Consider the following 26,150-nt stretch of genomic DNA (forward strand, 5'->3'; position numbering starts at 1 on the left):
CGCAGGCGTGGGCAGAAGGGGGGGAGGCTGTGGAACAGCCAACAGCCAACAGCCAACAGCCAACAGCCAACAGCCAACAGCCGGCGCCATCACTGCGTTCGGCTTCAAACCAGGGGCCGAGCGAAGCGAAGGCCCGGGCAAACTCCCCGTATGTCAGCGCCTGCGGCGTGGTGGTTGCGGGGTGGCAGTCCTGCCGAAGGACAGGACTGCTTCGTGATCTGACTTGCCGTGATGTTTGAACGTAGCGCGCAGCGCGAAGAGAGTTTCACGGCGAACCCCGCAACCGCCACGACGCAGGTTGCCCCGCAGCGAAGCGAAGGGGTCGCGGACATTCGGGTCGCCTTCTTTGATCTGACCTTTCTTGGCGAATCAAGAAAGGGCAGTCGGCTGCCGGGCCGAGACCCGGCCTCTGTCGCCAGAGGCGCGACAGAGTCAAAAAGGAAGCTCAGGCAGCCAACCTGAACCGCTCCACCACCCCCCCAAACCCCCTCTCCAGATCCGCAATCAGATCCAAAGGATCCTCCAGCCCCACATGCAGCCGCACCACAGGCGCAGTCCCCGTCCACACACTGTGCTCCCGCAACCGCTCAGGCTGCGCCACCAGGGCCAGGCTCTCGTACCCACCCCAGGAAGCCCCCTGTGCAAACTGCCGCAACGAGTCAACGAACACGGCGCCGGCACCGGCGTCCACCCCTTCGGCAAACGCGAATGACACCAGCCCGCTGGCCCCGCTGAAGTCCCGCTTCCACAGCGCATGGCCGGGATCGGAGGGCAGGGCCGGGTAGAAGACGCGGCCGACCTGGGGCTGCTGCTCCAGCCACTGGGCGATTTCGGTGGCGTGGCGCTGGTGCTGGGCCAGGCGCACGGGCAGGGTGCGCAGGCCGCGCAGTGCCAGGTAGGCGTCGTCGGCGCCTATGGTCAGTCCCAGGGCCTCGTAGGCGGTGGATATCTTCTTCGACAGCGCGGGGCCGTCGGTGATGACGATGCCCTGCATCACGTCGGAGTGGCCGGCGATGTACTTGGTCGCGGCCTGGATGGAGAGGTTGGCGCCGTGCTCCAGGGGCTGGTAGAACCAGCCGCCGCTCCAGGTGTTGTCGGTGGCCACGGCAATGCCGTGCTGGCGCGCCACGGCGGCCAGGGCGGGCAGGTCCAGCACCTCGTAGAGCAGGGAGCTGGGCGATTCCAGGTAGACCAGGCGGGTGTTGGGGCGGATCTTGCCGGCCAGATCGTCGCGCGAGGGCGAGAAGTACTCCAGCGTGATGCCCAGGCGCTGCAGCAAGGTGGCGTCCACGCGGCGCACGGGCGAGTAGACGCTGTCGGCCACCAGGGCATGGTCGCCGGGCGAGAGCAGGGCGATGAGCACCAGGGTGATGGCGGACAGGCCCGAGGGCGTGAGAAAGGCGCGGTGCCCGCCCTCCAGCGCGACCACGGCGTCTTCCAGCGCGCGGTGCGTGTCCAGGCCGTGGCGGCCGTAGGAGGCCACGCGCTCGCCGGCCTCGCGGCGGTGGTGCAGGTCGGCGTAGGCGGCGCTGTCGGCAAAGCGCACGGTGCTGGTGCGCACCACGGGCACGTTGACGGGGCCGGAGCCGCCCTGCAGCGGCGGCGTGCCTGCGTGCAGCAGGCGGGTCGACGGGCCCAGGGGCCGGTGCTTGTCTTGGGGGATGCTCATGCCACGGCCTCGCTGGGACGGAAGTAGGCGGCGTTGTAGTTCTTGACTTCGCCGGTGTCGGGGTCGATGGCCACGCGGCCGCTCAGGGTTTCCAGCGGTTGGCCGTAGAGATGGAAGTGCAGCGTGGGCTGCTCGCCCACCACGGCAATGCTGTGGATGTCATCGGGCAGGAAGGCGATGGAGGCGCCCGGCTGCACGGTGAATTCGCGCGCCAGGTGGATGCTGGCGCGTGCGGGGTCGCTGCGGTCGTCCGTGCGCTCGTAGAGGCGGTTGAGCTCCTGGCCTTCGACGGCAACGATCACGGCCCAGGTCGTGTGGTTGTGCGGGGCCGTGGTCTTGCCGGGGTTGATGGAGTTCAGGTAAAGGGCCAGGCCCGCATCGCCATCGGCCGGGTTGAGGCGGTAGCGCGTGGAGGCGCCCACGCCCTCGGTCTGCGCGGGCGGGGGGAAGTCCGCGCGGCTGAACAAGGCCTTGTGCGCGGCCAGCTGCTCCAGGCGTGCGGTGATGGCCGACAGGGTGCTGCGGTCGGGCGCGCCGGCCTGCAGCAGCTGGCGCACGTCGGCCAGGGCGGCGTCCACGGCCTGGCGGCGCAGGGCGGCGGCGTCTGTATGGATGCCTGTATCTGCGCCTGTGCCGGCCGGGGTTTCAGTCGTTGTTTCTGCGGTCATGGGATGTGCTCCTGGAGGTGGGGGATCAAAGGGCAAAGCGCAGGCTGTTGAAGGGCAGCGGCGCTGTGGCCGGTGTGGCCGGGGCGGCTGGCGCAGGCCTGGGCCGTGCACCATCGCCCAGGGCGCGCTGCAGGAATTCGCGCGTGCGCTCGCTGCGCGGGCTGCCGAAGATCTGGGCGGCCGGGCCGTGCTCGACGATGCGGCCGGCCTCGGTGAAATACACCTGGTCGCTGACCTCTTCGGCAAAGCGCATTTCGTGCGTGACCAGCACGCAGGTCATGCCGTCCCTGACCAGGTCGCGGATCACGGTCAGCACCTCGCCCACGGTCTCGGGGTCCAGGGCCGAGGTCACTTCGTCGAACAGGATCAGCTCGGGCCGCATGGCCAGGGCGCGCGCAATGGCCACGCGCTGCTGCTGGCCGCCGGACAGCTCGCCGGGGTAGGCGGATTCCTTGTGGTCCAGGCGCACCTTCTGCAGCAGGGCGCGGGCCTCGCGCTCGGCCGTGGCGCGGTCGCGGCCGACCACGCGCGTGGGGGCGATGACCAGGTTCTCCAGCACCGACAGATGGGGGAACAGGTTGTACTGCTGGAAGACGAAGCCCACGCGCTTGCGCAGGGCGATCAGCTCGGCCTCGGTGCGCAACTGGTCCACGCGCGTGCCCGCCACCGAGATGGCGCCGCGCTGGGGCCGCAGCAGGCCGGTGATGCAGCGCAGGATGGTGGACTTGCCCGAGCCCGAGGGCCCGATGATGGTCACCGCCTCGCCGCGCCGCACCTGCACGTCGATGCCCTGGAGCACCTGGTTGTCGCCAAAGGACAGGTGTACATCCTGCAGTTGGACCAGTGCGGGCGCCGTGCCTGCTGGGGCATCGGCAGTGGCGAGTTGGGAGAGAAAGGAGTCAGTGGCGTTCATGGCGTCGCTCCAGGGCGCGGGTGGCGCGGGCAATCGGATAGCAATAGGCGAAAAACAGCGCGAGCAGCGTGAAGTACACAAGGATGGTGAAGTCCGTGCGTGCCACGGTGTTGCTGGCGATCTGGGCGGTGTCCACCACGTCGTGCACGCCCACCAGCGAGGCCAGCGAGGTGCTCATGGTGATGCTGGCGTAGAGGTTCATCCACGGCGGCAGCATGCGGCGCACGCACTGCGGCAGCACGATGAGGCGGAAGATCTCGCTGCGGCGAAAGGCCAGCGACTGGGCCGCCTCCCACTGCGCGCTGGGAATGGACTGGATGGCTCCCCGGAAGATCTCGGCCACGTTGGCGCTGGTGGGCAGGGCCAGGCCCAGCACCACCTTGACCCAGTCGGGGAACGGAAAGGTCCAGCCCACCAGCTTCAGCTCGAACGGGAACACATAGGTGGTGAAGTAGATGAGCACCAGGATGGGCGCATTGCGAAACAGCTGCACATACCAGCGCACGCCCGTGCGCACGGCCGGCGTGGGCGACAGCGACAGGGCGCCCAGCACCAGGCCGGCCACGGTGCCGATGGCCACGGCCAGTACGCTGATCTCGATGTTGACCAGGAGGCCGCGCAGCAGCGCGGGCAGCCATTTCCACAGGTGCACGAAGGCGGGCGGTGCGCTGTCCGTGGCGGCCCAGCAGGCGCACAGGGCCAGCAGTGCGGCGCCCGCGATCAGCCAGGGGCTGCGCGACGCGCGCAGCAGGGCGGCGGGCAGCAGGCGGGGCGCGGCGCCGGTGTTCAGGGTGGCTTCATTGGCCATAGCCGGGCATCCTCAGGTGTTGTTCCAGCCAGCGGCCCGCCAGGCTGACCAGCCAGGTCAGCAGGCCGAACCACAGCAGGATGAGCAGCAGCAGCTCCAGCACGTTGTCGCGCTGCGACCAGATCATGATGGACTCGTAGGTCACGTCGCCCACGGCGATGGCCGAGGCCACGGCCGTCATCTTCACCAGGTCCACCAGGTTGTTGGTCAGCGAGGGCAGGGCAAAGCGCACGGCCAGCGGCAGCTGCACGCGCACCAGCAGCTGGCGCTGCGAAAAGCCCAGCGAGCGCGCTGCCTCCAGCGTGGTGGCGGGCACGGCCTCGATGCCGGCGCGCAGCGCCTCGGCATGGAACACGCCCTTGTGCAGCGAGACCACGATCACCACCCAGACAAAGGGCGTGAGAGGGTTGTTGCCCGCGCCCCAGTCGCGCAGTTGCTGGGTGATCAGCATGTTGAGCACCAGGAAGGCGCAGTACAGCTGCACCAGCGTGGGCGTGTTGCGCGTGACCTCCACAAAGGCGCGCGCAGGCCGTGCCAGCCAGGCACGGCCCGAGGTCAGGGCCGCCGCCAGCGCCACGCCGGCCGCCAGGCTGCCGGCAATGGTCAGCAGGGCCAGCTGCACGGTCACGAACATGCCGCGCACAAAGGCCTGGCGCTCGGACACATCCAGCACGAAGGCGTAGTTCAGGCCCAGGCCCTTGAGCGCTTGCACGCCCTGGGCAAGCAGGCTGTCGTTCATGGCACGGCCTCCAGGGCGGCCGGCTGTGCATGCGCTTGCGCTTGCGCAGCGGGGTCTTTCAGCGCGGCCACGGCGCGTGCGATGCGGGCCGTGGCCTCGACCAGCACCTCGTCGCTGGCGGCCGTGGAGATGCGGAAGTAGGGCGACAGGCCGTAGGCCCCGCCATCCACGGCAGCCACGCCTTCGGACTCCAGCAGCCATTCGGTCAGGTCGGTGTCGCTGGCGATGGGCTGGCCGTCCGGGCGCAGGTGGCCTATCAGCGCGCCGCAGTGCACAAAGGCAAAGAACGATCCGCCCGGCGGCAGCAGGGCCAGGCCTGGCACCTGGTCCAGCGCCTGGGTGACCCGTTGCGCGCGCCGCGCATAGGCGTTGCGGGCCTGCTGCACAAAGCTCTGGTCGGGCGACTGCAGCGCCGCCGCGGCTGCGGCCTGGGCCACGGAATTGGGGCCTGACGAGGCCTGCGACTGGATCACCACCATGGCCTGCACCAGCGCGGCCGGGCCTGCGCCCCAGCCGATGCGCCAGCCGGTCATGGCATAGGTCTTGGAGACGCCGTTGACCAGCAGCGTGCGCTCGCGCAGGTCGGGGGCCACGGCCAGCCAGTGCGCGGGGGCCTGGGGCGTGAACCAGATGTGCTCGTACAGCTCGTCCAGCAGCACCAGAACCTGCGGATGAAGGCGCAGCACCTGGGCCAGGGCGGCCAGTTCCTCGCGGCTGTAGACGGCGCCCGAGGGGTTGCCCGGCGTGTTCAGCACCAGCCAGCGCGTGCGCGGCGTGATGGCGGCCTGCAGCGCGGCCGGCGTGAGCTTGAAGCCCTGCTCAATGCCGCAGTCCACGATGACCGGCGTGCCGTCGTTCACGCGCACGATGTCGGGAAACGAAGGCCAGTACGGCGCGGGCACGATGACTTCGTCACCCGCATCCAGCGTGGCCGCCAGCGCGTTGTAGATCACCTGCTTGCCGCCGTTGCTGACGATGATCTGCCCGGCGTCGAAGTCCAGGCCGTTCTCGCGCCGGTACTTGGCGCTGATGGCCTGGCGCAGCGCGGCCGTGCCGGGCGTGGGCGTGTACTTGGTTTCGCCACGGGCCAGGGCCGCGATGGCGGCCTGCTTGATGGGCTCGGGCGTGTCGAAGTCGGGCTCGCCCGTGGTCAGCGCAATGATGTCGCGGCCCTGGCGGGCCAGGGCCGTGGCCCGCGCGCTGGCCGCGGCATTGGGCGAGAGCCTGACGCGCTGCACGCGCTGCGAAAGGGGAAAGGGCGTGGTCATGGCGTGGGGCCTTCCTGGAATGCGGCGGCTGGCGTTGGAGAAACCTGCGGCAAGTCGTGCAGCAAATCGTCCGGCAGGGCTTGCAGCACCTTGCCGGGATTGAGCAGGCCCAGCGGGTCGAAGGCCTGCTTGAGACGCCGCATGAGCTGCAGCTCCACGGCGCTCTTGTAGCGGGGCAGCAGGTCGCGCTTGGTCTGGCCCACGCCGTGCTCGGCGCTGATGGAGCCGCCGTGGGCGTGCACGCTGTCGTGCACCACCTCGTGGATGGCGTCTTCCTGGGCAAACAGCTGCGCGGGCGTGCTGTCCGGCGCGTGCGAGACGTTGTAGTGCAGGTTGCCGTCGCCCAGGTGCCCGAAGGCCACGGGCCGCACGGCGCCAAAGCGCGCCTGCAGCAGCGCGGCCGTGGCCGCAAGAAAGTCGGGGATGCGCGAGATGGGCACCGACACGTCGTGCTTGATGTTGCGGCCGTCGCGCCGCTGGGCCTCGCCCAGGGCCTGGTCGCGCAGCCGCCACAGGGTCTGGCTTTGCTGGAGGCTCTCGGCAATGGCGGCATCGGTGACCAGGCCGTCCTCGAAGGCCTGGCCCACCACGCACTCGAAGCGCTGGCGCGCATGGTCCTCGCCCTCGCTGTCGGACAGCTCGATCAGCGCAAACCAGGGCGCCTTGAGCGCCAGCGGTATCGGCTGCTCGGGCACATGGCGGGCTATCAGGCCCAGGGCCGTGTCCGACATCAGCTCGAACGCCGTCAGGCCGGCGCCGAAGCCCGCCCGCGCCTGACTGAGGAAGGCCACCGCATCGCGTATGCAGCCAAAGGCCAGCAGGGCCGTGTGCTGGGCGCGGGGCAGCGGATGCAGGCGCAGCGTGGCCGCCGTGATGATGCCCAGCGTGCCTTCGCTGCCCACATACAGGTCGCGCAGCGCATAGCCGGTGTTGTCCTTGCGCAGCCCGCGCAGGCCGTCCCAGATGTCGCCCTCGGCCGTCACCACTTCCAGGCCCAGCACCAGTTCGCGCGCGTTGCCGTAGCGCAGCACCTGGGTGCCGCCCGCGTTGGTGGACAGGTTGCCGCCAATGGTGCAGCTGCCCTCGGAGCCCAGGCTGAGGGGAAACAGCCGGTCCGCATCGCGCGCTGCCTGCTGCACATGGGCCAGCACGGCGCCGGCTTCCACGGTCAGGGTGTCGTTGTCGGTGTCTATGGCGCGCACGCGGTTCAGGCGCGCCAGCGACAGCAGCACGGCGTGGCCCGAGGCGTCGGGCGTGGCGCCGCCCATCAGCCCGGTGTTGCCGCCCTGGGCCACGATGGGCGTGCGGTGGGCGCGGCACAGGCGCACCAGCTGCGCCACCTGGGCCGTGTCGGCAGGCCGTGCCACGGCCAGGGCCTGGCCCGTGAGGCGGCCATGCTGGTCGGTCAGGTAGCCGGCCGCATCGGCACCCGTGAGCACATGGGCATCGCCCAGGGCGTGGCGCAGCGCGGTGACCAGGTCGGCGGGGCCGGTGATGTGGCCGCTGGTGCTGGTGTTGGTGCTGGTGTGGGTGCTCATGCGGGCGCCTTCCTGAACTTGTCGTGCAGCTGGTGCAGCAGCGGCGTGGGCGTCATGCCGTTGCGCTGCTCCACCTCGATCAGCCAGCCCGTGCGGTGCCAGTCCTGCACGATGCGGTCGATGGCCGCCTGCGTGTCGGACTCGCCCTTGCGCAGCCAGATCACCGAGGGCGAGGGAATGATGTCGGCGGGCGAGACGATCTCGTAGTCCTTCCAGTCCGCATTGCTGGCCACGAGTTCGCGCAGCGTGGGGCTGACATGCACGGCGGCCGCGCAGTTGCCGCCCTTGAGGGCCAGCAGCGACTCGGGCTGGCCCCGGAAGGCCTTGATCTGGGCACCGTATTGATCGGCCAGCGGCTTGGTGAAATTGCTGCCCTGCGACACGCACACGGGCTTGCCGCGCAGGTCGTCCCACTGGCGCACGCCGCTGCCCTTCTTGGCGATGGCGGCGCCGCCGACTTCCTCGAATGGCGTGGGCACGAAGGACAGGATCTCGCTGCGCTCCTGCGTCCACTGCATGTTGGCGATCAGGATGTCCACCTTGCCCTGCTGCAGGAACTGCACGCGGTTGGACGGCTGGACCTGCACGGTCTCCACCCCCACGCCCAGGCCCTTGGCCACGCCTTCGGACAGCTGCACGTTGTAGCCCACGTGCCTTTGCGTGACGGGGTCGATGGTGCCGAACGGCGGCCCCGAAAGCATCACGCCCACCACGATCTTGCCGCGCTGCTTGATGCGGTCCAGCGTGGCGTCGGCATGGGCTGCCAGGGCCGTGAGGGCGAGCAGGGCCGCCAGTGCGGTGCGGGTCGGTTTCATGGCTTGGCTCCCTTGGCGGCGGGCTGGGTTGCCTGCGTCGCCTGCACTTGTGCCTGCGCTGCCGCATACACCGCGAAGTCGTAGGGCGCGCGGTCGAACTGGCCCTTCAGCGCGCGTTCGTGGCGCTCGGCGATCCAGGTGTCGGGCACGCCGCTGGCGCGGGCCACCTTGAGCAGAAAGCCCGTGCGGTGCCAGTCCTGTATGGCCTTGTCCACGAAGGCCTGGGTGTCGGCCTCGCCGCGGCGCGTCCACACCACGGTGGGCGAGGGAATCAACTGGTCCTGCGTGCCCAGCTCGAAGTCCTTCCACTCGGCCGCATTCGGGCCGGTGAGCTTTTCATAGAGGGCGGGCTGGATATGGACCGAAGCCGCGCAGGTGCCGCCCTTGAGCGCCAGCAGCGACTCGGGAATGCCGCGCAGGCCCTTGACCACGGCGCCATAGCTCTCGGCCAGGGGCTTGGCGAAGTTGCTGCCCTGCGACACGCAGGCCACCTTGCCGCGCAGGTCTTCCCAGCGCTTGATGCCGCTGGCCTTGGCCACCAGGGCGCCGCCGCCGATCAGGTCATAGGGCGTGGGCGCGAACGAGAGGATCTCGCTGCGCTCCTGCGTCCACTGGATGTTGGCGATCAACAGGTCCACCTTGCCGCTTTGCAGGAACTGCACGCGCGTGGAGGCCGTCACGGGAACCGTCTCCAGCGGCACGCCCAGGCGGCGCGCGATGTCGGCGGCCAGCTCGGTCTGGTAGCCGCCGGTCTTGCCGGTGGCGGGGTCCAGCACGCCGAACGGCGGGCTGGCGCCATCAATGCCCACGGACAGCTTGCCGCGTTGCTTGATCTTGTCCAGCGTGGCATCGGCGTGGGCGGCACCGGCGCCCAGCAGCAGGGCCAGGGCGGCGGCAAGGGGGGGAAGAAGGCGGGGCATGCGTGAATCCATCAGGGAACGGAAGGCCCGGCCCCGTCTTGCGGGGCCTGGGCCTGGGTGGTCGGAAAAAAAGCAGGGGTGGACCGCCGTGGCGGTCGGCGGTCAGCTGGCGGACTTGAACTTGGCCTGCAGCTCGGGCAGCAGCGGGTTGGCCGGCTCGATGCCCACGCGCTTTTCGGCGGCGATCAGCCAGCCCGTGCGGTGCCAGTCCTGCACCACCTTGTCCACGGCGGCGATGGTGTCGGCCTCGCCCTTGCGGGTCCAGACCACGGAAGGCGCGGGCAGCACCTCGCCGGCGATGGGGGCCGAGTACTGCGCCCATTCGGGGTTGCTGCGCAGCAGCGGGTAGATCAGCGTGCTGTCATGCACGGCGGCCACGCAGTTGCCGCCCTTGAGCGCCAGCAGCGAGTCCGACGAGCTCTTGTAGCCATGCACCTGGGCGCCGTACTCGCTGGCCAGCGGCTTGGCAAAGCTGCTGCCCTGGGACACGCACACGGGCTTGCCGCGCAGGTCTTCCCACCTGGCGATGCCGCTGCCCTTGCGCACGGCGGCAGTGCCGCCCACGCGGTAGAAGGGTGTGGGCGCGTAGCCCAGGGTCTCGGCACGGTCGGGGTTCAGCTCCATGGAGGCGATCAGCAGATCCACCTTGCCGGCCTGCAGAAACTGCACGCGCGTGGCGGTCTGCACCTGGACCAGCTCGGCCTCCACGCCCAGGCCCTTGGCCAGGGCGCGTGCCAGCTCGGGGTTCCAGCCCACCAGCTGCTGGGTGGACGGGTCGATGGAGCCGAAGGGCCCGCCATTGACCAGCACGCCAATGGTGACCTTGCCGCGCTGCTTGATCTTGTCCAGCGTGGCATCGGCCCGGGCCTGGGTGCAGGCCAGGGCCAGCGCGGCGGCGATGAAGGTCAGGGATGCGGAAAGGGTGGCGCGGGGCTGGCGGCGCAGGGTGGGGCTTGTGTGCATGGCGGGAGCGGGGCGGTCGGGACGAACGAAAGATGTGTACGCCTGCATCTTCTGGCCGCCCTTGACCCACGGCAACAAAGCTTTGGGAGCATGTTTATGCGCTTTGCGTCGCTGCATCAGGGTGATCACCAGGGAAATGTGGGCCCGAGGCAGGGCGGGTCGATGGTGTAATCGCGACGGCCGGGGTGCTGCGCCCACCGGCACCTCCCAGCGAGCCCTCTTCCATGCACCAAGCCCTAGCGTCCCTACTCGCCCCTCTCGCCTGCGCTGCCCTGTTGTGTGGCAGCCCCGTGGCCCGGGCCGCCAATCCCACGAGTTCTGGCAATTGCGAGGAAAGCTCCACCAACATGTCCGAGGTGCGCGCCTGCCTGCACGAGCAGAACGTGGCCCTGGTCAATACCGCCTACGTCTCGCTGTCGCTCAAGCTCAAGGCGCGCATGCCCCAGGCTTCGGAAGAGCTGGAAGTGGCGCAGAGAAACTGGGTGCAGTACGCGCGCAGTGCCTGCGAGTTTCTTTCCGAGTTCAACTCGGCCAGCTTTGCCAAGGACGATGCGCGCACCAACTGCTGGAGCGACTTCGCCCGCGCCCGCGCCAAGCAGCTCAAGTCCTGGGAAATGCAGCTGGACAAGAAGCCCTGAGGGCGGGGACGCTGCTCACTGGTAGTTCAGCGTGAAGGTGGCCCTGCCGTTGGCCTGCCCCGTCGTGACTGCCGCAGCGGTCTGCACGTATTTGGCAGTCAGCGGGATCTTGAACTGGGCAACGCCCTGAACGATGGTTCCCGCACTCCATTGGTTGGTGTTGCCAGGCACGTTGGAGTCGGGGCCGTATGCGAGTGCGGTGTCATCCTTCAGTATCTGTATGCCTATTCCGGTGGCAACCGGTTTGCCGCCTGACGTGGCCTGGCTCAAGGTCAGGACGGTGCTCCGATTGCTGGTGTCGTTGGCATCGGTGAGCGTGACGTGGGGGTGCAGAACGCTTGCGGGCGCGCCGCCCTTGCATTCCAGCGTGATGTCGAAGTGCTGGGGGATGGAGGTGGATTGGAGGCCCGTGAATCGCAGGATGGGCACAGCGCCCATGGGTACGGAGATGGCCGAGGCGGCCACCGAGCAGGAGGGACCGACCACCACCCTGGTACGGCCGGACAGGTTGACGTATCCTGCGGTGCAGCCGGGGCACTGGAATCGCATCTCGACGTTCATCCCGGAGCCCGTTAGCGTGCCAGCGGAAACGTTGCCGGTTTTCACCAGCTCGATCCAGACATCCTGGCGGGATGAAGCATTCCAGAAATAACCCAGCGCGCCCGAATTATTTTCTGATTCGGTAGTAATGGGCACGGTTCTGCCACTGGGAGCGCCGGGGCCGCGCCATGTGGCCCACCAGCGGATTCCAATGCCGGGAATATTGGTGCTGTAGACATTATTGTATCCGGGCGTCTTGCTTCCGGATTGAACATTGGCAGCTACAACGGCTTTTTCAACATCGTACTCGAATGCCGTGTTCAGCACTGCTCGCAGATTAAATACGGTTACCGTAGACTTCCATAGCGTCGATCCGTTGGCGTAATTTCCGGGTACTGTTATTTCCTCGGGCAGTGAAATGCTGGAGCTGGTGGGGGAGAATACGCCACCGGCAAAGGCATTGGTGTTCATCGTTGCCGCTGAAAAGGCGATGAGAAATGGAAGGGCGATCAATGCAAGGCGGCGTACTTGCGAAGGAAATGAGGGAATGAAAGAAAAATGCATGATACTGATTCGGTCCATTGCTGAAGTATGATTCTCGAAAATATCACGCAATAGTTTTATCGAACTTTTGAGTGACTAAGGAGGGGGTGGAAATGAAAGCATCGAATCATTCGATGTGTGGCCTCTTAGGTATTTCACACTCTACGCCGAAGATATGAGTTGATGCAATCAGATTGTTCTGAAAATGGAGCGTGGCTCAGTCAAAAGCCGCCCATGCACGCCATTCGTAAAGAGCAAGGCCCGAGTGTCACGCAGCTCGGGCGTGTGGGTTGTCGCGCAGACAAGCCTGGTTCAGTCCGCTCGCGGCCCCGGCGACTGTCGTGAGCGCGCCAGGCCGCTCAGGTGCTGAGAGGTGCGGTCGGAGAAGCGTCCCTGGCACCTCTGGCGGCTTGCCAGAGCGCATCGGCCAGGGCTGTGATCTCAGGGGCCAGGTGCAGGCGTTCCAGCCAGCGGCCCGCAATGCCGCTGGCGCCGTGGAAGGCTCCGGCCAACTGGCCCGTGATGGCTGCCGTGGTGTCGGCGTCATCGCCCAGGTTGGCGGCCTGCAGTACCGCGCCTTCAAAGCTGTCATGCCTCGCAAAGCACCACAGGGCCGCCTCCAGGCTGTCCACCACGTAGCCGCTGCCGCGTATCTGCGTGGCTGGCTTGTTCAGATAGCGGCCACGGGCAATCTCTTGCAGGCGCGGGCTGGCGCTGTCTTGCAGAACGCCGCCCAGGTCCAGAACCTGCGACCGGGGCAGTCCCTGTAGTGCCCGGCACAGCGCCACGGCGAACAGGCGGCAGGCCTGCAGGCATTCAGGTGCCGCGTGGGTGGTGCGTGAGCTGAGTTCAGCCATGCGCTGCACCAGGTCCTCGTCGGGGCCGAAGAACATGGGCACGGGCGCCAGCCGCATCAGGGAGCCGTTGCCGGCCTGGTCCGGGTCGGGCGACCCGGCCAGCGGATCGCCGGTGGCCAGGAAGCGCTGGATGGCCGCCCTGGTGGCCATGCCGATGTCAAAGCAGTTGCCGGTGGAGCTCCAGTAGCCCCATTCGTACCAGTTGGCATAGCGCGCCATCTGGTCCTGCGGGTCGCAGCCGCCGCGCTGGAGCAGGCTTTCGGCCAGGCACAGGGCCATGGAGGTGTCGTCGGTCCACTTGCCTGCGGGCAGCGAGAAGGGGCCGCCGCCCACCATGTCGGTCAGCGGCGCAAAGCTGCCGCGCGGCTGGAATTCCAGCGTCGTTCCCACGGCATCGCCACAGGCCAGGCCCAGCAGGGCACCACGGTATCGGTCCAGCGTGTCCATGGCCATGCCTGTGCTCGCGCTCATGGTCGGTCAGGAGCGGTGCTGCGCAGCCGCGCGCGCACCTGCATGAGGGCAAAGCCCAGCAGGTTCAGGCCCTGCCAGCGCGCGGGGTCGGTGGCTCGCACATCGTCGGCTGCCAGGCCGATGCCCCAGATGGCGTCCACGGGGCTGGCCTCCACCAGAACCCGGTCGCCCGTGTTCAGCAGATAGCCGGCCAGGGCCGGGTTCTGGGAGAACTTGGCCTCGTTGGCGCGCACCACGATGCCCATGCGCGCGGCCACCCAGGCCGCTTCATCGAAGCCCTGGATGCCACGCCCCAGCTTCTTGGCCTCGCCCGGCGTGCGGCAGCGCACGATGGCGGCGTGCGCCGCCTCGTCGCCAAACAGCCGCGCCTTGCCCGCCATCATGAAATGCTCGGCCGTGGGGTAGTGCTGGCCATCGACCTCGAAGCCCGCCTCGAACCACTGGCTCATGCAGGTCTTGCCGATGGAGCCATCGGCCGCAGGCTGGTGGCCCCAGAACGGCAGGAAGCGCGGGGTGAGACCCTGGGCCATGGCGTGCTGGAGGTCTTGCAGGGAGGCGATGTGGTCTGTGGTGGTCATACGGAGTTCTCAGGTGCGCAATTCTTCCTGTCGAGCCGCACGTAGACGCGCTCCACGGGAGTCATGAGCATCGGATTTCCATCCTGGGCATGGGCCCGCTGCTCGATGACGAAGGATGTCATGTCAATGACCTCCAGCAGTTCCTCCGTGGCGAAACTGCGTAGCAGCTTGCCACGCAAGCCCAGCTGGATGGCACGCAACGGCAGCTTGGCGCCGCTGGGGGCATGGTCCGGATCCCATTGCTGGCGCACCTCGGAGGTGGCCACCGCTTGCTGCCACTCGGGCAGGCCAGCGTAGAGCCGGGGGTTGAAGGTGGAAGGTACGGCGGCATCCAGCAGGCTCTCGAAGAAAGTCCGGCGTATGCGCAGGCCGAGGATGACTTCCTGGCCGGCCTTGGTCGCCCAGCCGCAGCGATACATCATCCAGAGGAAATTGGGCTTGATCCAGCTCATGCGCGCGAAGCTGAAGTCCGGGCCGCCGAACCGGCCATGCTCCAGCGCGTGAAGGCCGATGGCCGGGCTATAGGCCTGGTAGACCACCACGGTGGAGTCGTCGTAGTGGGCGAGGATGTGCTCTCCCTCGGAAGGCCAGGTGGCAGATTGCTGCAGGTAGGGTGCTGTTGCGAGATTCATGGTCTGTTCGTTGTCGTTGTCGTTGTCGCTGTCGTTGTCGTTGTTGTTGTTGTTGTTGTTGTTGTTGTTGTTGTTGTTGTTGTTGTTGTTGTTGTTGTAGGTGTTCTGAGGACGCTGCGCCACGCTGCAGGGCCGGTCCTTCACACCACCAGGCAGCCCTGCCGATCCGACAGGCCGATGGTGGCCTGCATGCCCGCCGTGAACTGCAGGTAGTCGGCCTCCATGCCGTCCGAGAAGATGACGCCATGGTCGGGCATGCGCGAGCGCAGGGTCAGCGGCTGGCCGGCGGTGACCTGGCCGTAGACCAGTTCGGCCGTGGAGGAGCGGCTGGGAAAGGGCTCGCGCACGGCGAAGTCCAGGCGTGGCGCATCCCAGGCGAAGGGCTGGTAGTCGAAGTCGGTGGACGCGCCGCGCACGGCGCGGGCAATGCCCATAGATCCCGTGACGATGCTCTTGATCCAGGCCGACGAGCCCAGCCCCGTGGCGACGATGAGGCCGGAGGACGACTGGGATTCCTGCCGGTCGCCCAGCGCGATGTCGTACAGGGCGGAGGTGTGGCTGCGCGGGCCGATGAACAGGTCGTTGGCGGCGCGCAGCACCTGGCCGTCGCTCAGGCGTGCCTCGGCCAGGGTGACGGCGCGCGTGGGACGGCGGTTGGCGGCCACGTCGCCCAGCAGGGCGGCCAGGTCGGCGGGGGCGAAGGGCAGCAGCAGGCCGTCCCAGCGCGCGGGCTCGGGGTTGACGCCGATGAGCGGCTGGCCGTCCAGGTATTTCATGGTGTTGGCCACCATGCCGTCCTGGCCCAGCGCCACCACGATGTCGTCGGCGCCGAAGACGAAGTTGGGCACCAGGGCGCGGTCCACGATCTGGTAGCGGCCGCGTGCCTCCAGCGCCTGCACCACGGCCTGCAGGGCGGCGGCGTAGGCGGCGCTTTCGCGCAGGTAGTCGCCGAAGTCGGCACCCAGGTGCTCGATGTAGAAGCGCGCCTGGGACAGCGTGTGGTACCTGGCCACCAGCTCATCGAGCCGCGTGCGCCGCACCACCAGCACGGTCTTGCGTTCATTGGCGTTCACGGCGGCTCCTTGCGGGTTCGGGATCGGCCACGGCGGCTGCATGGCCTGCACCGGCGCCCATGAGCGACTGCAGCAGCTCGGGCGAGACGTTGAGCTGGCCGATGCGCTCGGCCTTCTCGGCAATGCCGCCAAAGGCCTGGGCGATGAGCTGGCCCGGCTGCATGCCCACGGCGGCCAGCGATTGCACGATGCGCGGATCGGCCTTTTCCAGGGCCTGCATGACGGCGCCCACGCGGTAGGCCTCGGCCTCGGCCAGGGTGCGGCTGTTGGCGGCCTGGCCTTCGACGAAGTCGCGGCGGCTGGTCTCCAGCGCCACGTCGGCGGACATCTGTTCGGCGCGCAGCTCGTTTTCCTTGCGCATCTGGGCGGCCTTGGCTTCCAGCTGGGCCTCGCGGATCTGGCGCTTTTTCTTTTCCACGGCCACATCGGTATCGAGCTCGTTCTGGCGGATGGCGCGCTCGTTTTCCACGGCAGCCATGCGGCGGGCATAGACGGCGTCGTCCGCAGCCTTGAGGTTGGACTCGCGCGCCTCGGCCTCCAGGGCGCGGGCGATGTCGGGCGTGGGTTTGACGGCCATGACCGAGACGCCCAGGATCTCCAGCCCCAGCGCCTCGATCTCGGGCTGGGCGGCCAGCTCCTGCTGGGCCGTGCGCGCAATGAGTGCCGAGGAGCGCAGCGCCTGCTTGAGCTCCAGCGCCTGCACGGCCTGCTGGATGATGACCTCGGCCTGCATGGTCACGCGGTCGCCCAGGCGCTGCGGGTCTTCGGACAGGTATTTCTGGCCGTCGCGTGCCAGGGAGAAGTCCATCAGCGTGGCGGTCTGGCGCGGTGTGCTGATGCGGTAGGTGACCTGGCCCTGCACGGTGACGCTCTGGAAGTCGGCCGTCACCAGCTCCAGCATGAAGTGGCAGTCCTGGCTGCCCACGGGCACCGCGACCAGGGTGGTGGTGGGGGCGTAGTAGAAGAAGGACTGGCCCGCACCCTCGCGCACCACCTTGCCGGCGCGGAACTGCATGAGGTGGACCGTGGGTTGGGACTTGATGAAACGGATGCCGAACATGGTGCTTCTCCTTTTAAGTTGTTCTATACAACTCGTATGGGTTGTATAGTGCAACTTAAAATCCGGCACGTCAAGCACAATCCATCCCATGGCTGAAAAAAATTCCCCATCCCCGCAGGGCGCGCTGGACTTCCCGCGCCCGTTCACCACGGTGGACGTGGTCATCTTCACGGTCGCAGACGATGCCCTGCAGGTGCTCCTGGTGCAGCGCCCCACGGCGGGCAGCGAGCCGTTCCCGGGGCTGTGGGCGCTGCCCGGCGGTTTTGTGGATGTGCGCCAGGACGCAGACCTGCTGGCCTGCGCGCGGCGCAAGCTGCTGGACAAGACGGGTGTGGACAGCCCCTACCTGGAGCAGCTGGGAAGCTGGGGCGGCGCGGCGCGCGACCCGCGTGGCTGGTCGGCCACGCATGTGTATTTCGCGCTGATCCCGGGCCATGACCTGATCCTGGCCAAGGGCGCGAATGCGGCCGATGTGTCGTGGTTTGCCGTCGATGAACTGCTGCGCGCGCCTGCGCTGGCCTTCGACCACGGCGAGATCCTGCGCGCAGCGGTGGAGCGGCTGCGGGGCAAGGTGGAATACACCTCGCTGCCGGCCTTTCTGCTGCCCGAGCCTTTCACACTGCCGCAGCTGCAGCAGGCCTACGAAGTGGTGCTGGGCCGCCCCGTGGACAAGAGCGGTTTTCGCACGCGCATGATGGCGGCCGGCTTTCTGGTGGAGGCCGGCCAGGTGGAGGGCACGTCACGCCGCCCCGCCATGGGCTACCGCCTGGCCGACCGCAGCGCGCCCGTGGTGTTTCCGCGCACCTTCAGCCCGCGGGGGTGAGGGCGGCCTTCGATCAGGGCCAGGATCAGGATCAGGCGCCCAGCAGGCTGCAAAAGCGCTGCATGTCCACGTTGCCGCCGCTCAGGATGATGCCCACGCGCCGGCCGCGCAGCTCCTCGCCTTTCTGGCGCGCGGCGGCCAGGCCCAGGCAGCCGGTGGGCTCGACCACGAGCTTCATGCGCGTGGCCAGGAAGCCCATGGCATCGACCAGCTCGGCATCGCTGGCGGTGAGGATGTCGGTCACGTCGCGCTGGATGATGGGGAAGGTGATGCCGCCCAGGTGCTGGGTCTGGGCGCCGTCGGCAATGGTCTTGGGGGTGTCTATGTGGACGATGCGGCCTGCGCGCAGCGACTGCTGGCCGTCGTTACCGGCCTCGGGCTCCACGCCGTAGAGCGCGCACTCGGGGCTGAGCGCACGCGTGGACAGGGCGGTGCCCGACAGCAGGCCACCGCCGCCCAGCGGCACGAAGAGGGCGTCCAGCGGGCCGGTTTCCTCCAACAGTTCCTTGGCGGCCGTGCCCTGGCCGGCCAGCACGTCGGCATGGTCGTAGGGCGGGATCAGGGTCAGGCCATGGCGCTCGGCCAGGTCGCGGCCGATCTGCTCGCGGTCTTCGGTATAGCGGTCGTAGACCACCACCTGGCCGCCATAGCCCTTGGTGGCCGCCACCTTGGCGGCGGGCGCGTCATGCGGCATGACGATGGTGGCGGGAATCTCCAGCAGCCGCGCTGCCAGGGCGATGGCCTGGGCGTGGTTGCCCGAGGAAAACGCCACCACGCCGGCCTTGCGCTGCGCGGCGCTGAAGCGAGACAGGGCGTTGAAGGCGCCCCGGAACTTGAAGGCGCCCATGCGCTGCAGGTTCTCGCACTTGAGGAAGACACGGGCGCCCAGCGCCTCGTCCAGCGTGCGCGAGGTGAGCACGGGCGTGCGGTGGGCATGGCCCTGGATGCGTTGGGCCGCTGCGGCCACGTCGTCGTAGGTGGGAAGGCTTGTCATCGGTACGGGAGAGAAGGGGTTGCAGACCGGCGGGGTGCCGGGACCTACTTGGCGTAGCTGTAGACCGTGGCGCGCGACACGCCCAGGTGGGCGGCAATGGTCTCCATGGAGCGGCGAAGGTCCAGCAGGCCGTCGCCCTTGAGTTCACGGACCAGGGCGCGCCGCTCCTCGGGCTTGAGGGCGCGCGGCGTGGTCGCCAGGCGCGCCGCGAACTGGTCGATGCGGGCGCGCACCGTGTCGGCACCGGCCCCGGCGCCCATGGGTGCCAGCATTTCGCGGGCCGGCGTGTCGCCGCTGACGGCGGCAAAGCGGTTGAGCATGCTCTGGAAGCCCTGGAACATCGTCAGGTCCACATTCATGCACAGGGCGGCGATGTAGCGGCCCTCGGAGTCGCGGATGCCGATGGACGTGCTCTTGGCCTGGCGGCCATCGGCGAACTGGTTGGGGTAGTTGGCGATGACCTGCTCGTAGCCGGGGTCCTGGATGCGGGCCAGGCCCAGCTCGGTCGCGCCCTGGCCGACCTCGCGGCCCGAGAGATTGTTGTGGATGGCCAGCACCGCATGGGACGGGTCGAGCAGGTCATGCACCACCACCTCGCAGAACGGGGCAAGGGTCTGGCCCAGGCCTTCGGCGATCTTGGCCACCTGTTCCAGCAGTTGGCGCTGCTCGGGAGTGCGTTGTGTCATATTGGACATTTTGTTTTGAATTGGACAAAATGTCAAAACCCAGGCGACCTGCCTTCTTGTCCGTTTCTTGTGCTCCCTGCCATGTTCGACACCCTTGTTCACCTGCTGCAATCCCAGGACGCGCGCTTTCGCGTGATCGAGCACCCTGCCGAGGGCCGCTCCGACCTCGTCGCCGAAATCCGGGGCACCGCCCCCGGCCAGGGCGCCAAGGCCATGCTCTGCAAGAGCCGCGATGCGTCCGGTGCGGGCGATCCCCAGCTGTTCCTGGCCGTGCTGCCCGGCGACCGCAAGCTGGACTTCAAGCGCCTGGCCCAGGCCGTGGGCGTGCGCAAGGCCACGCTGGCCTCGCCAGAGGAGGCCCAGGCCGCCACCGGCTGCGTGATGGGATCGGTGCCGCCGTTCTCCTTCAACCCGCAGGTGCGCCTGGTGGTGGACCCGGCACTGGTGGAGCGCTTTGCCGAGATCGCCTTCAATGCGGGCCGGCTGGACCGCTCCATCGTGCTGGACTCGGCCGACTATGTGCGCATTGCCCGGCCCGCGCTGCACAGCCTGAGCGGGGATGGCGCCGATTGACCCGGGGGCCGGGCGGTGCCCACAATCGCAGCAACGCCCGCACATCCTCTCCTGACCATGACCACCCCTGCCAGGCAGTTCCCCGACCGGCCCGATGCGGCCGGCTTTGTGCGTGCGACGCTGGCTGCCGCACTGGCCCAGGTGCAGTCGCATATGGATGCCGTGGATGCCGTGGACGCCGGCAGCGGCGAGGCCGAACGCATCCACCAGCTGCGCGTGGCCCTGCGGCGCCTGCGCACCCTGCTGCGCGAATGCGCAGGGCTGGCGCCCGGCATGCGCGCCGAATGGGATGCCCCGCTGGCCCTGGCCTTTGCGCGCCTGGGCACGCTGCGCGATGCCGGCACCCTGGCCGACGTGGTGCGGCCGCTGCTGCAGGACGCCGATGCGCCCTTGTGCGAATGGACCGTGCCGGATGCCGGGCAGGCCGACGCGGACGCGGCCGCTGCGGTGCGCGAGCCGCAGTTCCTGCAAACGCTGGCCGAGATCCATGCGCTGGCGCAGGCGCCTGCAGGCAAGCGGCAGCCCGGCCTGGTCAGCCTGTCCGCCGCAGGCACGCGCAAGTACCTGGCACGGCGGCTGGCGCGCCTGCACCGCCAGGTGCTGCGCGACGGCCGGCACTTCGACCGCCTGCCGCTGGCGCAGCAGCACCGCGTGCGCAAGCGGCTCAAGCGCCTGCGCTACCTGGCGGACTTCGCGCGGGAATTCGCGCCCGGAATGTGGCCCGGCAAAAAGGGCCGGCGCTTTGCCGAGGCGCTGGTGCCCGCCCAGGACGCGCTGGGCCTGCACAACGACATGGCCGTGGCGGCCGCGCTTTTTCGTGACGAGGCCGGCACGGATCCGCGCGCCTGGTTTGCCGCCGGCTACCTGCAGGCCCGCCTGGCCACCAGCGCGCGCAGCAGCCGCCGCGCGCTGCGTGCGCTGGCCCGCGTGCCGGGCTTCTGGGCCTAGACCGCATCAGCGATAATCCGCCGCTGGCGCACCGCCGCAGCCCCTGGGCCGTGGCGGTGCGCTGTTGCTGAAGGTGCCCCATGCCGCTTGCCGGCCAGGGGTTCAACGGGAAGCAGGTGCGCGATGCCATCGAGGTGGCCGCTCGCAATGCCTGCGCTGCCCCCGCAACGGTCAGCGGAATACAACTCCCCACGCTGGCGCGCCACCCACCGGTTGCGCGCCGCAAGCCACTGTGTCTGGACGGACATGGGAAGGCGGGGATGCCTGCTGCAGCGCGCCCACGATGCGCGCCGCAGCGTTCCGCAAGCCCGGATACCGGCCTTCTGCATTGCTTTCGGACGCCGCGGGAGTGCGCCTGTCCGGTCCGGCCCCAGCCTGCGCTGGCGTGGCCGGCTCCGGCGTGCGCGCCGTGCGGCGTGGTTCAGACGATAGGCCCCACGGGTGACTGGGGCAGTTGGATTCAACGCATGCGCTTCGCTTCTTTGGCCGCCGATTGTTCCGGCCCCTTTCCCCTTCCTCCCTTCCTGCGCCCGGCCACCGCTGCGGCCGTGCTGGCCTGCTGCGCCGCGGCGGCCGGCGCCGCACAGGAACCGGCGGCCGGCAAAGCCGGTGCATCCGCCGACGATGCGCTGGACGCCGTCTTCGTGACCGCCACGGCGCGGCCCGAGGCGCGCAGCCGCATCGCGGGCACCACGCAGACCATCGACCGCGAGGCCATAGAGCGCTCCAGCGCGCGCTCGGTCACCGACCTGCTGGCCGAGAACGCCGTGGGCTTTCTCAGCGAGTGGACGGCGGCCCAGACCTCGATGAACCTGCGCGGCGCCTCCACCGACGGCCAGGGGCGCGACTTCCGCAGCCAGGTGCTGGTGCTGGTCAACGGCCGGCGCGCGGGCACGGCCAACCTGTCCAAGCTCAGCCCCTCGGATGTGGAGCGCATCGAGATCGTGCGCGGCCCGTCCTCGGTGATCTACGGCAGCCAGGCCCTGGGCGGGGTGGTCAACATCATCATGAAGACGGGAGCGACGGCGCCTGGCACGCGCGCCCAGGTCCAGGCCGGCTCGTGGGACCTGTGGCGCACCGATGCGCAGACGGCCGGCGCCAATGACCGCTTCGACTGGTACTTCGGCGTGAGCGCAGGCGGGCGCGGCGACTACGAGTCGGGCGACGGCGGCACGCGCATGGAGAACACGGGCTGGAAGCGGCGCGGCGCCAGTGGCGCCCTGGGCTGGCAGCTGCACGAGCTGCACCGCGTGGAGCTGCAGCTGCGCACGGACGGCATCTACAACGCGGGCTTTCGCGGATCGGGCGCCAACATCTACAGCCGCGACAACCGCAGCAACCGCTCGCTGGACCTGACCTACGAGGGCGCACTGCCCGGCCAGCGCCTGAGCTGGACGACCCACCTCTACAGCCTGGTCGATACCGATGAGTTCAACTGGGCATCGCCCGTGATCCGCTCGGGCAACAGCGCCGTGCCCGGCACGGCGCGCGACTACAACCACCGCCAGCTGGACGCCACGGGCCTGCGCTTTCAGCCGCGCCTGCGTGTGAGCCAGACCAATGACCTGCTGATGGGCTTCGACTGGGAGCGCAGCAAGCTGCGCTCCGACCGCCTGCGCGTGGCCATGCCGGGCGGCCCGGCGGGCCAGGTCGCGCCCTACGACAACAACCAGAACGAGCAGGTGCACGCGCTGTACTTCGAGGACGCGCAGACCCTGTTCGACGACCGCTTGACCCTGCGTGCCGGCCTGCGCAAGACCTGGGGCACGACGCGCTTCGACGATACGCCCAACCTGGCCCTGGCCCAGGCCAGCACGCGCGACTACGACAACCACACATGGTCGGCCGGCGCCACCTGGAAGGCCACGGACCAGCTTACGCTGCGCGCTGCGGCCTCCACGGGTTTCCGCGCGCCCACGGCCACGGAGCTGGCCTCGGACTTCACGGCCGTCGGCGGTGGCCGCACCTTCGGCAACCCCAACCTCAAGCCCGAGACCAGCCGCCAGATCGAGGTCGGCGCCGCGCTGCAGCAGCCCGGCTGGCGCGTGGATGCGGCCCTGTTCCAGAACACCATCAGCGACCGCATCATCACCGTCTCGCGCGGGGCGACGACCAATACCTCGGACTACGCCAACAACGCGGCCGACATCGTGGCGCGCGGCCTGGAAATGCAGGCCGACATGGACCTGGCGCGGGCGCTGAACCTGACGGGCCACCAGCTCAAGGCCTGGGCTGGCGGCTACTACCACTTCAGCATGCGGGACAAGGGATCGCCAGCCTCGGCCAATACCGACAAGGTGCAGCGCATGTACCGCTACGAGGCCTCGGCCGGCGTGCGCTACGGGCGCGGCAGCGGGCGCCTGCAGGGCGACTGGAGCCTGCAGCTGTCCACGCTGCTGCGCGGTCCCATGTGGTACGACACGGAAGAGGCGCTGCTCATCCCGCAGGGCGAGCCCCGCAGCACCTTCATCCACCGCAAGGGCGCCTTCACCATCTGGAACCTGCGTGCCGACTACCGCGTGTCGCCGGGCGTCAAGCTGTTCGCGGCCGTGAACAACCTGTTCGACCTGAACCGCCATCCCATCTTCATCGCGCTGGACCGCGCGCCCTGCATCGCCAACCCGGCGTACCAGAACGGCGGCTGCGGAACGTCGATGGCCGGGCGCGAACTCATGGTCGGCCTGCAGGCAGAGTTTTGAGGACCACGGCATGAGGCAATCCAGCACCACGCGCCGCCAGTTGTTGCGCCAGGGCGCGGCGGCGGCCCTGGGCTGCGGCCTGCCCGCGGCCTGGGCCGACACCGTCGCTTCAGGCGGTCCGGTGGTGCTGCAGGATGCGCTGGGCCGGCGCGTGGAGATTGCCGCGCCGCCGCAGCGCATCGTCTCCATCTTTGCCTCCAACACCGAACTGGTGGCCGCGCTGGGCCTGCTGGACCGCGTGGTGGGCGTGGAGGATTTCACGCGCTTTCCACCGGGCGTGGAGCGCATTCCCAAGGTGGGCGGGCGGCTGGGGTTTTCGGTGGACGCCGTGGTGGCGCGCCAGCCGGACCTGGTCATCGTCACGCCCGCGCGCCAGGCGGCGCACCAGCTGGTCGATCCCATGGAGCGCATCGGCGTGCCGGTGATGGTGCTGCTCAGCCGCTCGCTGGCCGAGGTGATGGACAACCTGCGCCTGGTGGCCCGCGCCACGGGCGTGCAGGCGCGCGGCCAGGCGCTGGCCACCGCGCAGGAGGCGCGGCTGCTGCGCGTGGACCGGCAGGTGGCCGGCCAGCCCCGGCCGCGCGCCCTCATGGTCACGGGCCGGCTGGGCAACGGCATGCTGCTGGCGGCCCGGCCGGGTACCTATACGGGAGAGGCCATGGTGCGCGCGGGCGCTTCGTTCGCGCTGGACGGCCTGGGCACGGTGCCCCAGGTCTCGCCCGAGGCCGTGCTGGCCGCCGACCCCGACGTGCTGCTGTTCGCGGGCACGCAGGAGGCCATGCAGGACCTGATCGGCCAGCGCGGCTGGCGCGACCTGCGTGCCGTGCGCGCGGGCCGGGCCACCACAGTGGCGCGTGCCGAGTTCCTGATTCCCGGGCCGCGCACCTTCGGCGGCGTGGAAAAGCTCTCGCGCTGGCTGCACCCTGCGGCCTGGGCCGGGGAGGCCGCATGAATTCCCTTTCACATCCACCTGCGTGGCGCCCCTGGGCCGGTGCGGTCCTGCTGCTGCTGGCCAGCCTGCTGATTGCCGCCTGCGCGGGCCACCAGTGGGCCAGCCCGGCCGACCTGCTGGCCGCGCTGGGCGGCGAAGACAGCCTGCGCAGCCGGCTGCTGCTGCAGTGGCGCGTGCCGCGCGTGCTGGCAGCCGCCCTGGTGGGCGCGCTGCTGGGCCTGTCGGGCGCCATCTTCCAGGGCGTGTTCCGCAATCCGCTGGCCGAGCCCTATCTGCTGGGCGCCTCGGGCGGCGCGGCGCTGGGGGCGACTGTCGCCCTGCTGGTTCCCATGCATCTATTGTTCGGCCTGTCCCAGGCCTGGACGCTGCCCGTGCTGGCCTTTGCGGGCGCCTGGGGCTCGACCATGCTGGTGCTGGCCGTCTCGCGCGTGGCCGGTGCCACCGATGCGGCCGGCATGCTGCTGGCCGGCGTGGCGCTGGCGGCCGTGCTGGGCGCGCTGCGCTCGTTCCTGATGCTGGCGCTGTCCGATGAGACGGTGAGCCTGCAGGTGGTGCTCAGCTGGGTGCTGGGCGGCATACAGACGCCGTCCTGGAGCGGCCTGGGCCTGCTGGCCGGCGCCTCCCTGGCCTGCCTGGCCGGGGCCATGGCGCTGGCGCGCGGGCTGGACCTGCTGGGCCTGGGTGCCGATGCGGCCCAGGGCTTCGGCCTGGATGTGGCGCGCTTCACGCCGCTGGCCGTGCTGGCCGGCTCGCTGGTGGTGGCCGTGGCCGTGGCCTATGGCGGGCTGGTGGCCTTCGTGGGCCTGGCTGCGCCGCACATCGCGCGCTGGATGGCGGGACCGCTGCACCGCGCAGCCCTGCCGGCGTCGGCGCTCACGGGCGCCATCATCGTCACGCTGGCCGATGCGATTGCGCGCAGCGTGCTGCCGCCGGCGGAGATCCCGCTGGGCCTGGTCACGGCCGTGGCGGGCGGGCCCTTCTTCATCGTGCTGCTGGCGCGCAGGCTGAGGTCCGCATGAACGGTGCCATCCCTTCCGTCACACCGCGCCTGCAGGCCCGGTCCCTCACGCTGCGCCACCGTGGCCGCAGCGTGCTGGACGCCGTCTCGCTGCATTTGCCCGCCTGCGGCGCCGTGGCCCTGGTGGGACCCAATGGCGCGGGCAAGTCCAGCCTGCTGTCCCTGCTGGCGGGGCTGCAGGCGCCTGCATCCGGCAGCGTGCTGCTGGACGGGCAAGACATCGCAACCCTGCCCGTGGCCGAGCGCGCACGCCGCGTGGGCTACATGCCCCAGCGCTTTGCGCCGCACTGGGACCTGACGCTGGCCGAGCTCATGCACATGCGGCTGGCGGGCCGGGGTGATGTCGAGGCGGCCATTGCAGGCGCCGGGCTGCAGGATTTCGCGCGCAGGCGCTGGTCCACGCTGTCGGGCGGCGAGCAGGCGCGTGCCCTGCTGGCCACCGTGCTGGCCACCGACCCGCCCGTGCTGCTGGCCGACGAGCCCGGCGCCGCGCTGGACGTGCGCCACCGCCTGGCCCTGGTGCAGGCGCTGGCGCAGCGCGGGCGCGAGCGGCTGGTGCTGGTGGTCATGCATGACCTGGACCTGGCGCTGGCGCACTTCGGGCGCGTCATCGTGCTGGACCAGGGGCGCATTGCGCTCGATGGGGCCCCTGCCGAGCTGCTGCATGCGCCGGGGCTGGATGCCGTGTTCGGCGTGGATTTCGAGCGCATCGACGCACCTCCGCAAACCTTGCTGCGCGCGCGGCTGAAACAGGAGAACTGACC

The 26,150-nt window shown here is 69.3% G+C and carries 26 protein-coding genes and 1 riboswitch; of the genes, 8 read left to right on the top strand and 18 right to left on the bottom strand.

Features of this window, described 5'->3' with window-relative positions; translation table 11 throughout:
* Nucleotides 1–445 precede the first annotated feature (445 nt).
* The 10 genes from metC to HFGMBDPB_RS01050 all read right to left on the bottom strand — a co-directional run bounded on the left by metC (nt 446) and on the right by HFGMBDPB_RS01050 (nt 10,301).
* On the bottom strand, nt 446–1,669 hold the full coding sequence (gene metC / locus HFGMBDPB_RS01005) for a cystathionine beta-lyase (protein WP_097201319.1): 1,224 nt from the start codon (nt 1,667–1,669) through the stop codon (nt 446–448).
* Entirely contained in the window at nt 1,666–2,337 is a 672-nt protein-coding gene (locus HFGMBDPB_RS01010; RefSeq protein WP_154833492.1) for a cysteine dioxygenase family protein, read from the bottom strand. The genes metC and HFGMBDPB_RS01010 overlap by 4 nt, the downstream gene beginning before the upstream one ends.
* A 25-nt stretch (nt 2,338–2,362) precedes the next feature.
* Nucleotides 2,363–3,250 (bottom strand): amino acid ABC transporter ATP-binding protein, encoded by an 888-nt coding sequence (locus tag HFGMBDPB_RS01015; protein ID WP_016448808.1) that lies wholly within the window; start codon nt 3,248–3,250, stop codon nt 2,363–2,365.
* On the bottom strand, nt 3,237–4,058 hold the full coding sequence (locus tag HFGMBDPB_RS01020) for an amino acid ABC transporter permease (protein ID WP_212644736.1): 822 nt from the start codon (nt 4,056–4,058) through the stop codon (nt 3,237–3,239). The genes HFGMBDPB_RS01015 and HFGMBDPB_RS01020 overlap by 14 nt, the downstream gene beginning before the upstream one ends.
* Nucleotides 4,048–4,797 (bottom strand): amino acid ABC transporter permease, encoded by a 750-nt coding sequence (locus tag HFGMBDPB_RS01025; protein WP_034397155.1) that lies wholly within the window; start codon nt 4,795–4,797, stop codon nt 4,048–4,050. Before HFGMBDPB_RS01025 ends, HFGMBDPB_RS01020 begins: the two co-directional genes overlap by 11 nt.
* Complete coding sequence (locus HFGMBDPB_RS01030; RefSeq protein WP_212644737.1) at nt 4,794–6,065, bottom strand: aminotransferase class I/II-fold pyridoxal phosphate-dependent enzyme; 1,272 nt, start codon at nt 6,063–6,065, stop codon at nt 4,794–4,796. The genes HFGMBDPB_RS01025 and HFGMBDPB_RS01030 overlap by 4 nt, the downstream gene beginning before the upstream one ends.
* On the bottom strand, nt 6,062–7,603 hold the full coding sequence (locus HFGMBDPB_RS01035; protein ID WP_212644738.1) for an FAD-binding oxidoreductase: 1,542 nt from the start codon (nt 7,601–7,603) through the stop codon (nt 6,062–6,064). Before HFGMBDPB_RS01035 ends, HFGMBDPB_RS01030 begins: the two co-directional genes overlap by 4 nt.
* Complete coding sequence (locus HFGMBDPB_RS01040) at nt 7,600–8,418, bottom strand: transporter substrate-binding domain-containing protein (protein ID WP_016448804.1); 819 nt, start codon at nt 8,416–8,418, stop codon at nt 7,600–7,602. The genes HFGMBDPB_RS01035 and HFGMBDPB_RS01040 overlap by 4 nt, the downstream gene beginning before the upstream one ends.
* Nucleotides 8,415–9,338, bottom strand: coding sequence for a transporter substrate-binding domain-containing protein (locus HFGMBDPB_RS01045; protein WP_016448803.1), 924 nt, complete (start codon nt 9,336–9,338; stop codon nt 8,415–8,417). Before HFGMBDPB_RS01045 ends, HFGMBDPB_RS01040 begins: the two co-directional genes overlap by 4 nt.
* A gap of 102 nt (nt 9,339–9,440) precedes the next feature.
* The gene (locus tag HFGMBDPB_RS01050; protein WP_212644739.1) at nt 9,441–10,301 is read right to left on the bottom strand and encodes a transporter substrate-binding domain-containing protein; all 861 of its coding nucleotides are present in this window, start codon (nt 10,299–10,301) and stop codon (nt 9,441–9,443) included.
* A 224-nt stretch (nt 10,302–10,525) separates the two neighbouring features.
* On the opposite strand from HFGMBDPB_RS01050, the gene HFGMBDPB_RS01055 reads away from it, so the two are divergent.
* The gene (locus tag HFGMBDPB_RS01055; protein ID WP_212644740.1) at nt 10,526–10,939 is read left to right on the top strand and encodes a lysozyme inhibitor LprI family protein; all 414 of its coding nucleotides are present in this window, start codon (nt 10,526–10,528) and stop codon (nt 10,937–10,939) included.
* A 15-nt stretch (nt 10,940–10,954) separates the two neighbouring features.
* On the opposite strand, the gene HFGMBDPB_RS01060 is transcribed toward HFGMBDPB_RS01055, so the two are convergent.
* The 6 genes from HFGMBDPB_RS01060 to HFGMBDPB_RS01085 form a co-directional block, all read right to left on the bottom strand.
* Nucleotides 10,955–12,043, bottom strand: a complete 1,089-nt coding sequence (locus HFGMBDPB_RS01060) for a fimbrial protein (RefSeq protein WP_283247995.1) — start codon at nt 12,041–12,043, stop codon at nt 10,955–10,957.
* 338 nt (nt 12,044–12,381) lie between these two features.
* A complete protein-coding gene (locus HFGMBDPB_RS01065) occupies nt 12,382–13,350 on the bottom strand; it encodes an ADP-ribosylglycohydrolase family protein (RefSeq protein WP_227468491.1) in 969 nt (322 codons plus the stop codon).
* Nucleotides 13,347–13,928: a riboflavin biosynthesis intermediates N-glycosidase gene (gene ybiA, locus HFGMBDPB_RS01070; RefSeq protein WP_212644741.1), complete on the bottom strand. Its 582-nt coding sequence runs from the start codon at nt 13,926–13,928 to the stop codon at nt 13,347–13,349. Before ybiA ends, HFGMBDPB_RS01065 begins: the two co-directional genes overlap by 4 nt.
* Nucleotides 13,925–14,683 carry a DUF4291 domain-containing protein gene (locus HFGMBDPB_RS01075; RefSeq protein WP_349305355.1) on the bottom strand — a complete coding sequence of 253 codons (759 nt, stop codon included), beginning with the start codon at nt 14,681–14,683 and terminating at the stop codon, nt 13,925–13,927. The genes ybiA and HFGMBDPB_RS01075 overlap by 4 nt, the downstream gene beginning before the upstream one ends.
* Nucleotides 14,684–14,700: 17 nt before the next feature.
* Nucleotides 14,701–15,633 (bottom strand): diacylglycerol kinase catalytic domain-containing protein, encoded by a 933-nt coding sequence (locus HFGMBDPB_RS01080; RefSeq protein ID WP_016448796.1) that lies wholly within the window; start codon nt 15,631–15,633, stop codon nt 14,701–14,703.
* Nucleotides 15,620–16,693, bottom strand: a complete 1,074-nt coding sequence (locus HFGMBDPB_RS01085) for an SPFH domain-containing protein (RefSeq protein WP_012207555.1) — start codon at nt 16,691–16,693, stop codon at nt 15,620–15,622. Before HFGMBDPB_RS01085 ends, HFGMBDPB_RS01080 begins: the two co-directional genes overlap by 14 nt.
* Nucleotides 16,694–16,781: 88 nt before the next feature.
* Between HFGMBDPB_RS01085 and HFGMBDPB_RS01090 the strand changes: the two genes are divergently transcribed.
* Nucleotides 16,782–17,516: an NUDIX hydrolase gene (locus HFGMBDPB_RS01090; RefSeq protein ID WP_016448794.1), complete on the top strand. Its 735-nt coding sequence runs from the start codon at nt 16,782–16,784 to the stop codon at nt 17,514–17,516.
* Nucleotides 17,517–17,547: 31 nt separating this feature from the next.
* Here the strand turns inward: HFGMBDPB_RS01090 and HFGMBDPB_RS01095 are convergent, their stop codons facing one another.
* Together HFGMBDPB_RS01095 and HFGMBDPB_RS01100 are read right to left on the bottom strand one after the other, a co-directional pair.
* A complete protein-coding gene (locus tag HFGMBDPB_RS01095; protein WP_016454412.1) occupies nt 17,548–18,510 on the bottom strand; it encodes a threo-3-hydroxy-L-aspartate ammonia-lyase in 963 nt (320 codons plus the stop codon).
* Between the two features lie 44 nt (nt 18,511–18,554).
* A complete protein-coding gene (locus HFGMBDPB_RS01100) occupies nt 18,555–19,196 on the bottom strand; it encodes a helix-turn-helix transcriptional regulator (RefSeq protein WP_016448792.1) in 642 nt (213 codons plus the stop codon).
* 81 nt (nt 19,197–19,277) lie between these two features.
* Between HFGMBDPB_RS01100 and HFGMBDPB_RS01105 the strand changes: the two genes are divergently transcribed.
* The 6 genes from HFGMBDPB_RS01105 (at nt 19,278) to HFGMBDPB_RS01130 (ending at nt 26,148) form a co-directional block, all read left to right on the top strand.
* A complete protein-coding gene (locus HFGMBDPB_RS01105; RefSeq protein WP_016454410.1) occupies nt 19,278–19,769 on the top strand; it encodes a YbaK/prolyl-tRNA synthetase associated domain-containing protein in 492 nt (163 codons plus the stop codon).
* A 57-nt stretch (nt 19,770–19,826) separates the two neighbouring features.
* Nucleotides 19,827–20,717 (top strand): CHAD domain-containing protein, encoded by an 891-nt coding sequence (locus HFGMBDPB_RS01110; protein ID WP_212644743.1) that lies wholly within the window; start codon nt 19,827–19,829, stop codon nt 20,715–20,717.
* A gap of 54 nt (nt 20,718–20,771) precedes the next feature.
* Nucleotides 20,772–21,055, top strand: a riboswitch (cobalamin riboswitch).
* A 129-nt stretch (nt 21,056–21,184) separates the two neighbouring features.
* Nucleotides 21,185–23,416: a TonB-dependent receptor gene (locus HFGMBDPB_RS01115; RefSeq protein ID WP_212644744.1), complete on the top strand. Its 2,232-nt coding sequence runs from the start codon at nt 21,185–21,187 to the stop codon at nt 23,414–23,416.
* A gap of 10 nt (nt 23,417–23,426) precedes the next feature.
* A complete protein-coding gene (locus HFGMBDPB_RS01120; protein ID WP_212644745.1) occupies nt 23,427–24,368 on the top strand; it encodes an ABC transporter substrate-binding protein in 942 nt (313 codons plus the stop codon).
* Nucleotides 24,365–25,387, top strand: a complete 1,023-nt coding sequence (locus tag HFGMBDPB_RS01125; protein WP_017407715.1) for a FecCD family ABC transporter permease — start codon at nt 24,365–24,367, stop codon at nt 25,385–25,387. Before HFGMBDPB_RS01120 ends, HFGMBDPB_RS01125 begins: the two co-directional genes overlap by 4 nt.
* Complete coding sequence (locus HFGMBDPB_RS01130; protein WP_212644746.1) at nt 25,384–26,148, top strand: ABC transporter ATP-binding protein; 765 nt, start codon at nt 25,384–25,386, stop codon at nt 26,146–26,148. The genes HFGMBDPB_RS01125 and HFGMBDPB_RS01130 overlap by 4 nt, the downstream gene beginning before the upstream one ends.
* The last annotated feature ends 2 nt before the right edge of the window (nt 26,149–26,150 follow it).

The sequence above is a fragment of the Delftia sp. PE138 genome (assembly GCF_018320755.1).
Lineage (GTDB): Bacteria > Pseudomonadota > Gammaproteobacteria > Burkholderiales > Burkholderiaceae_C > Comamonas > Comamonas tsuruhatensis.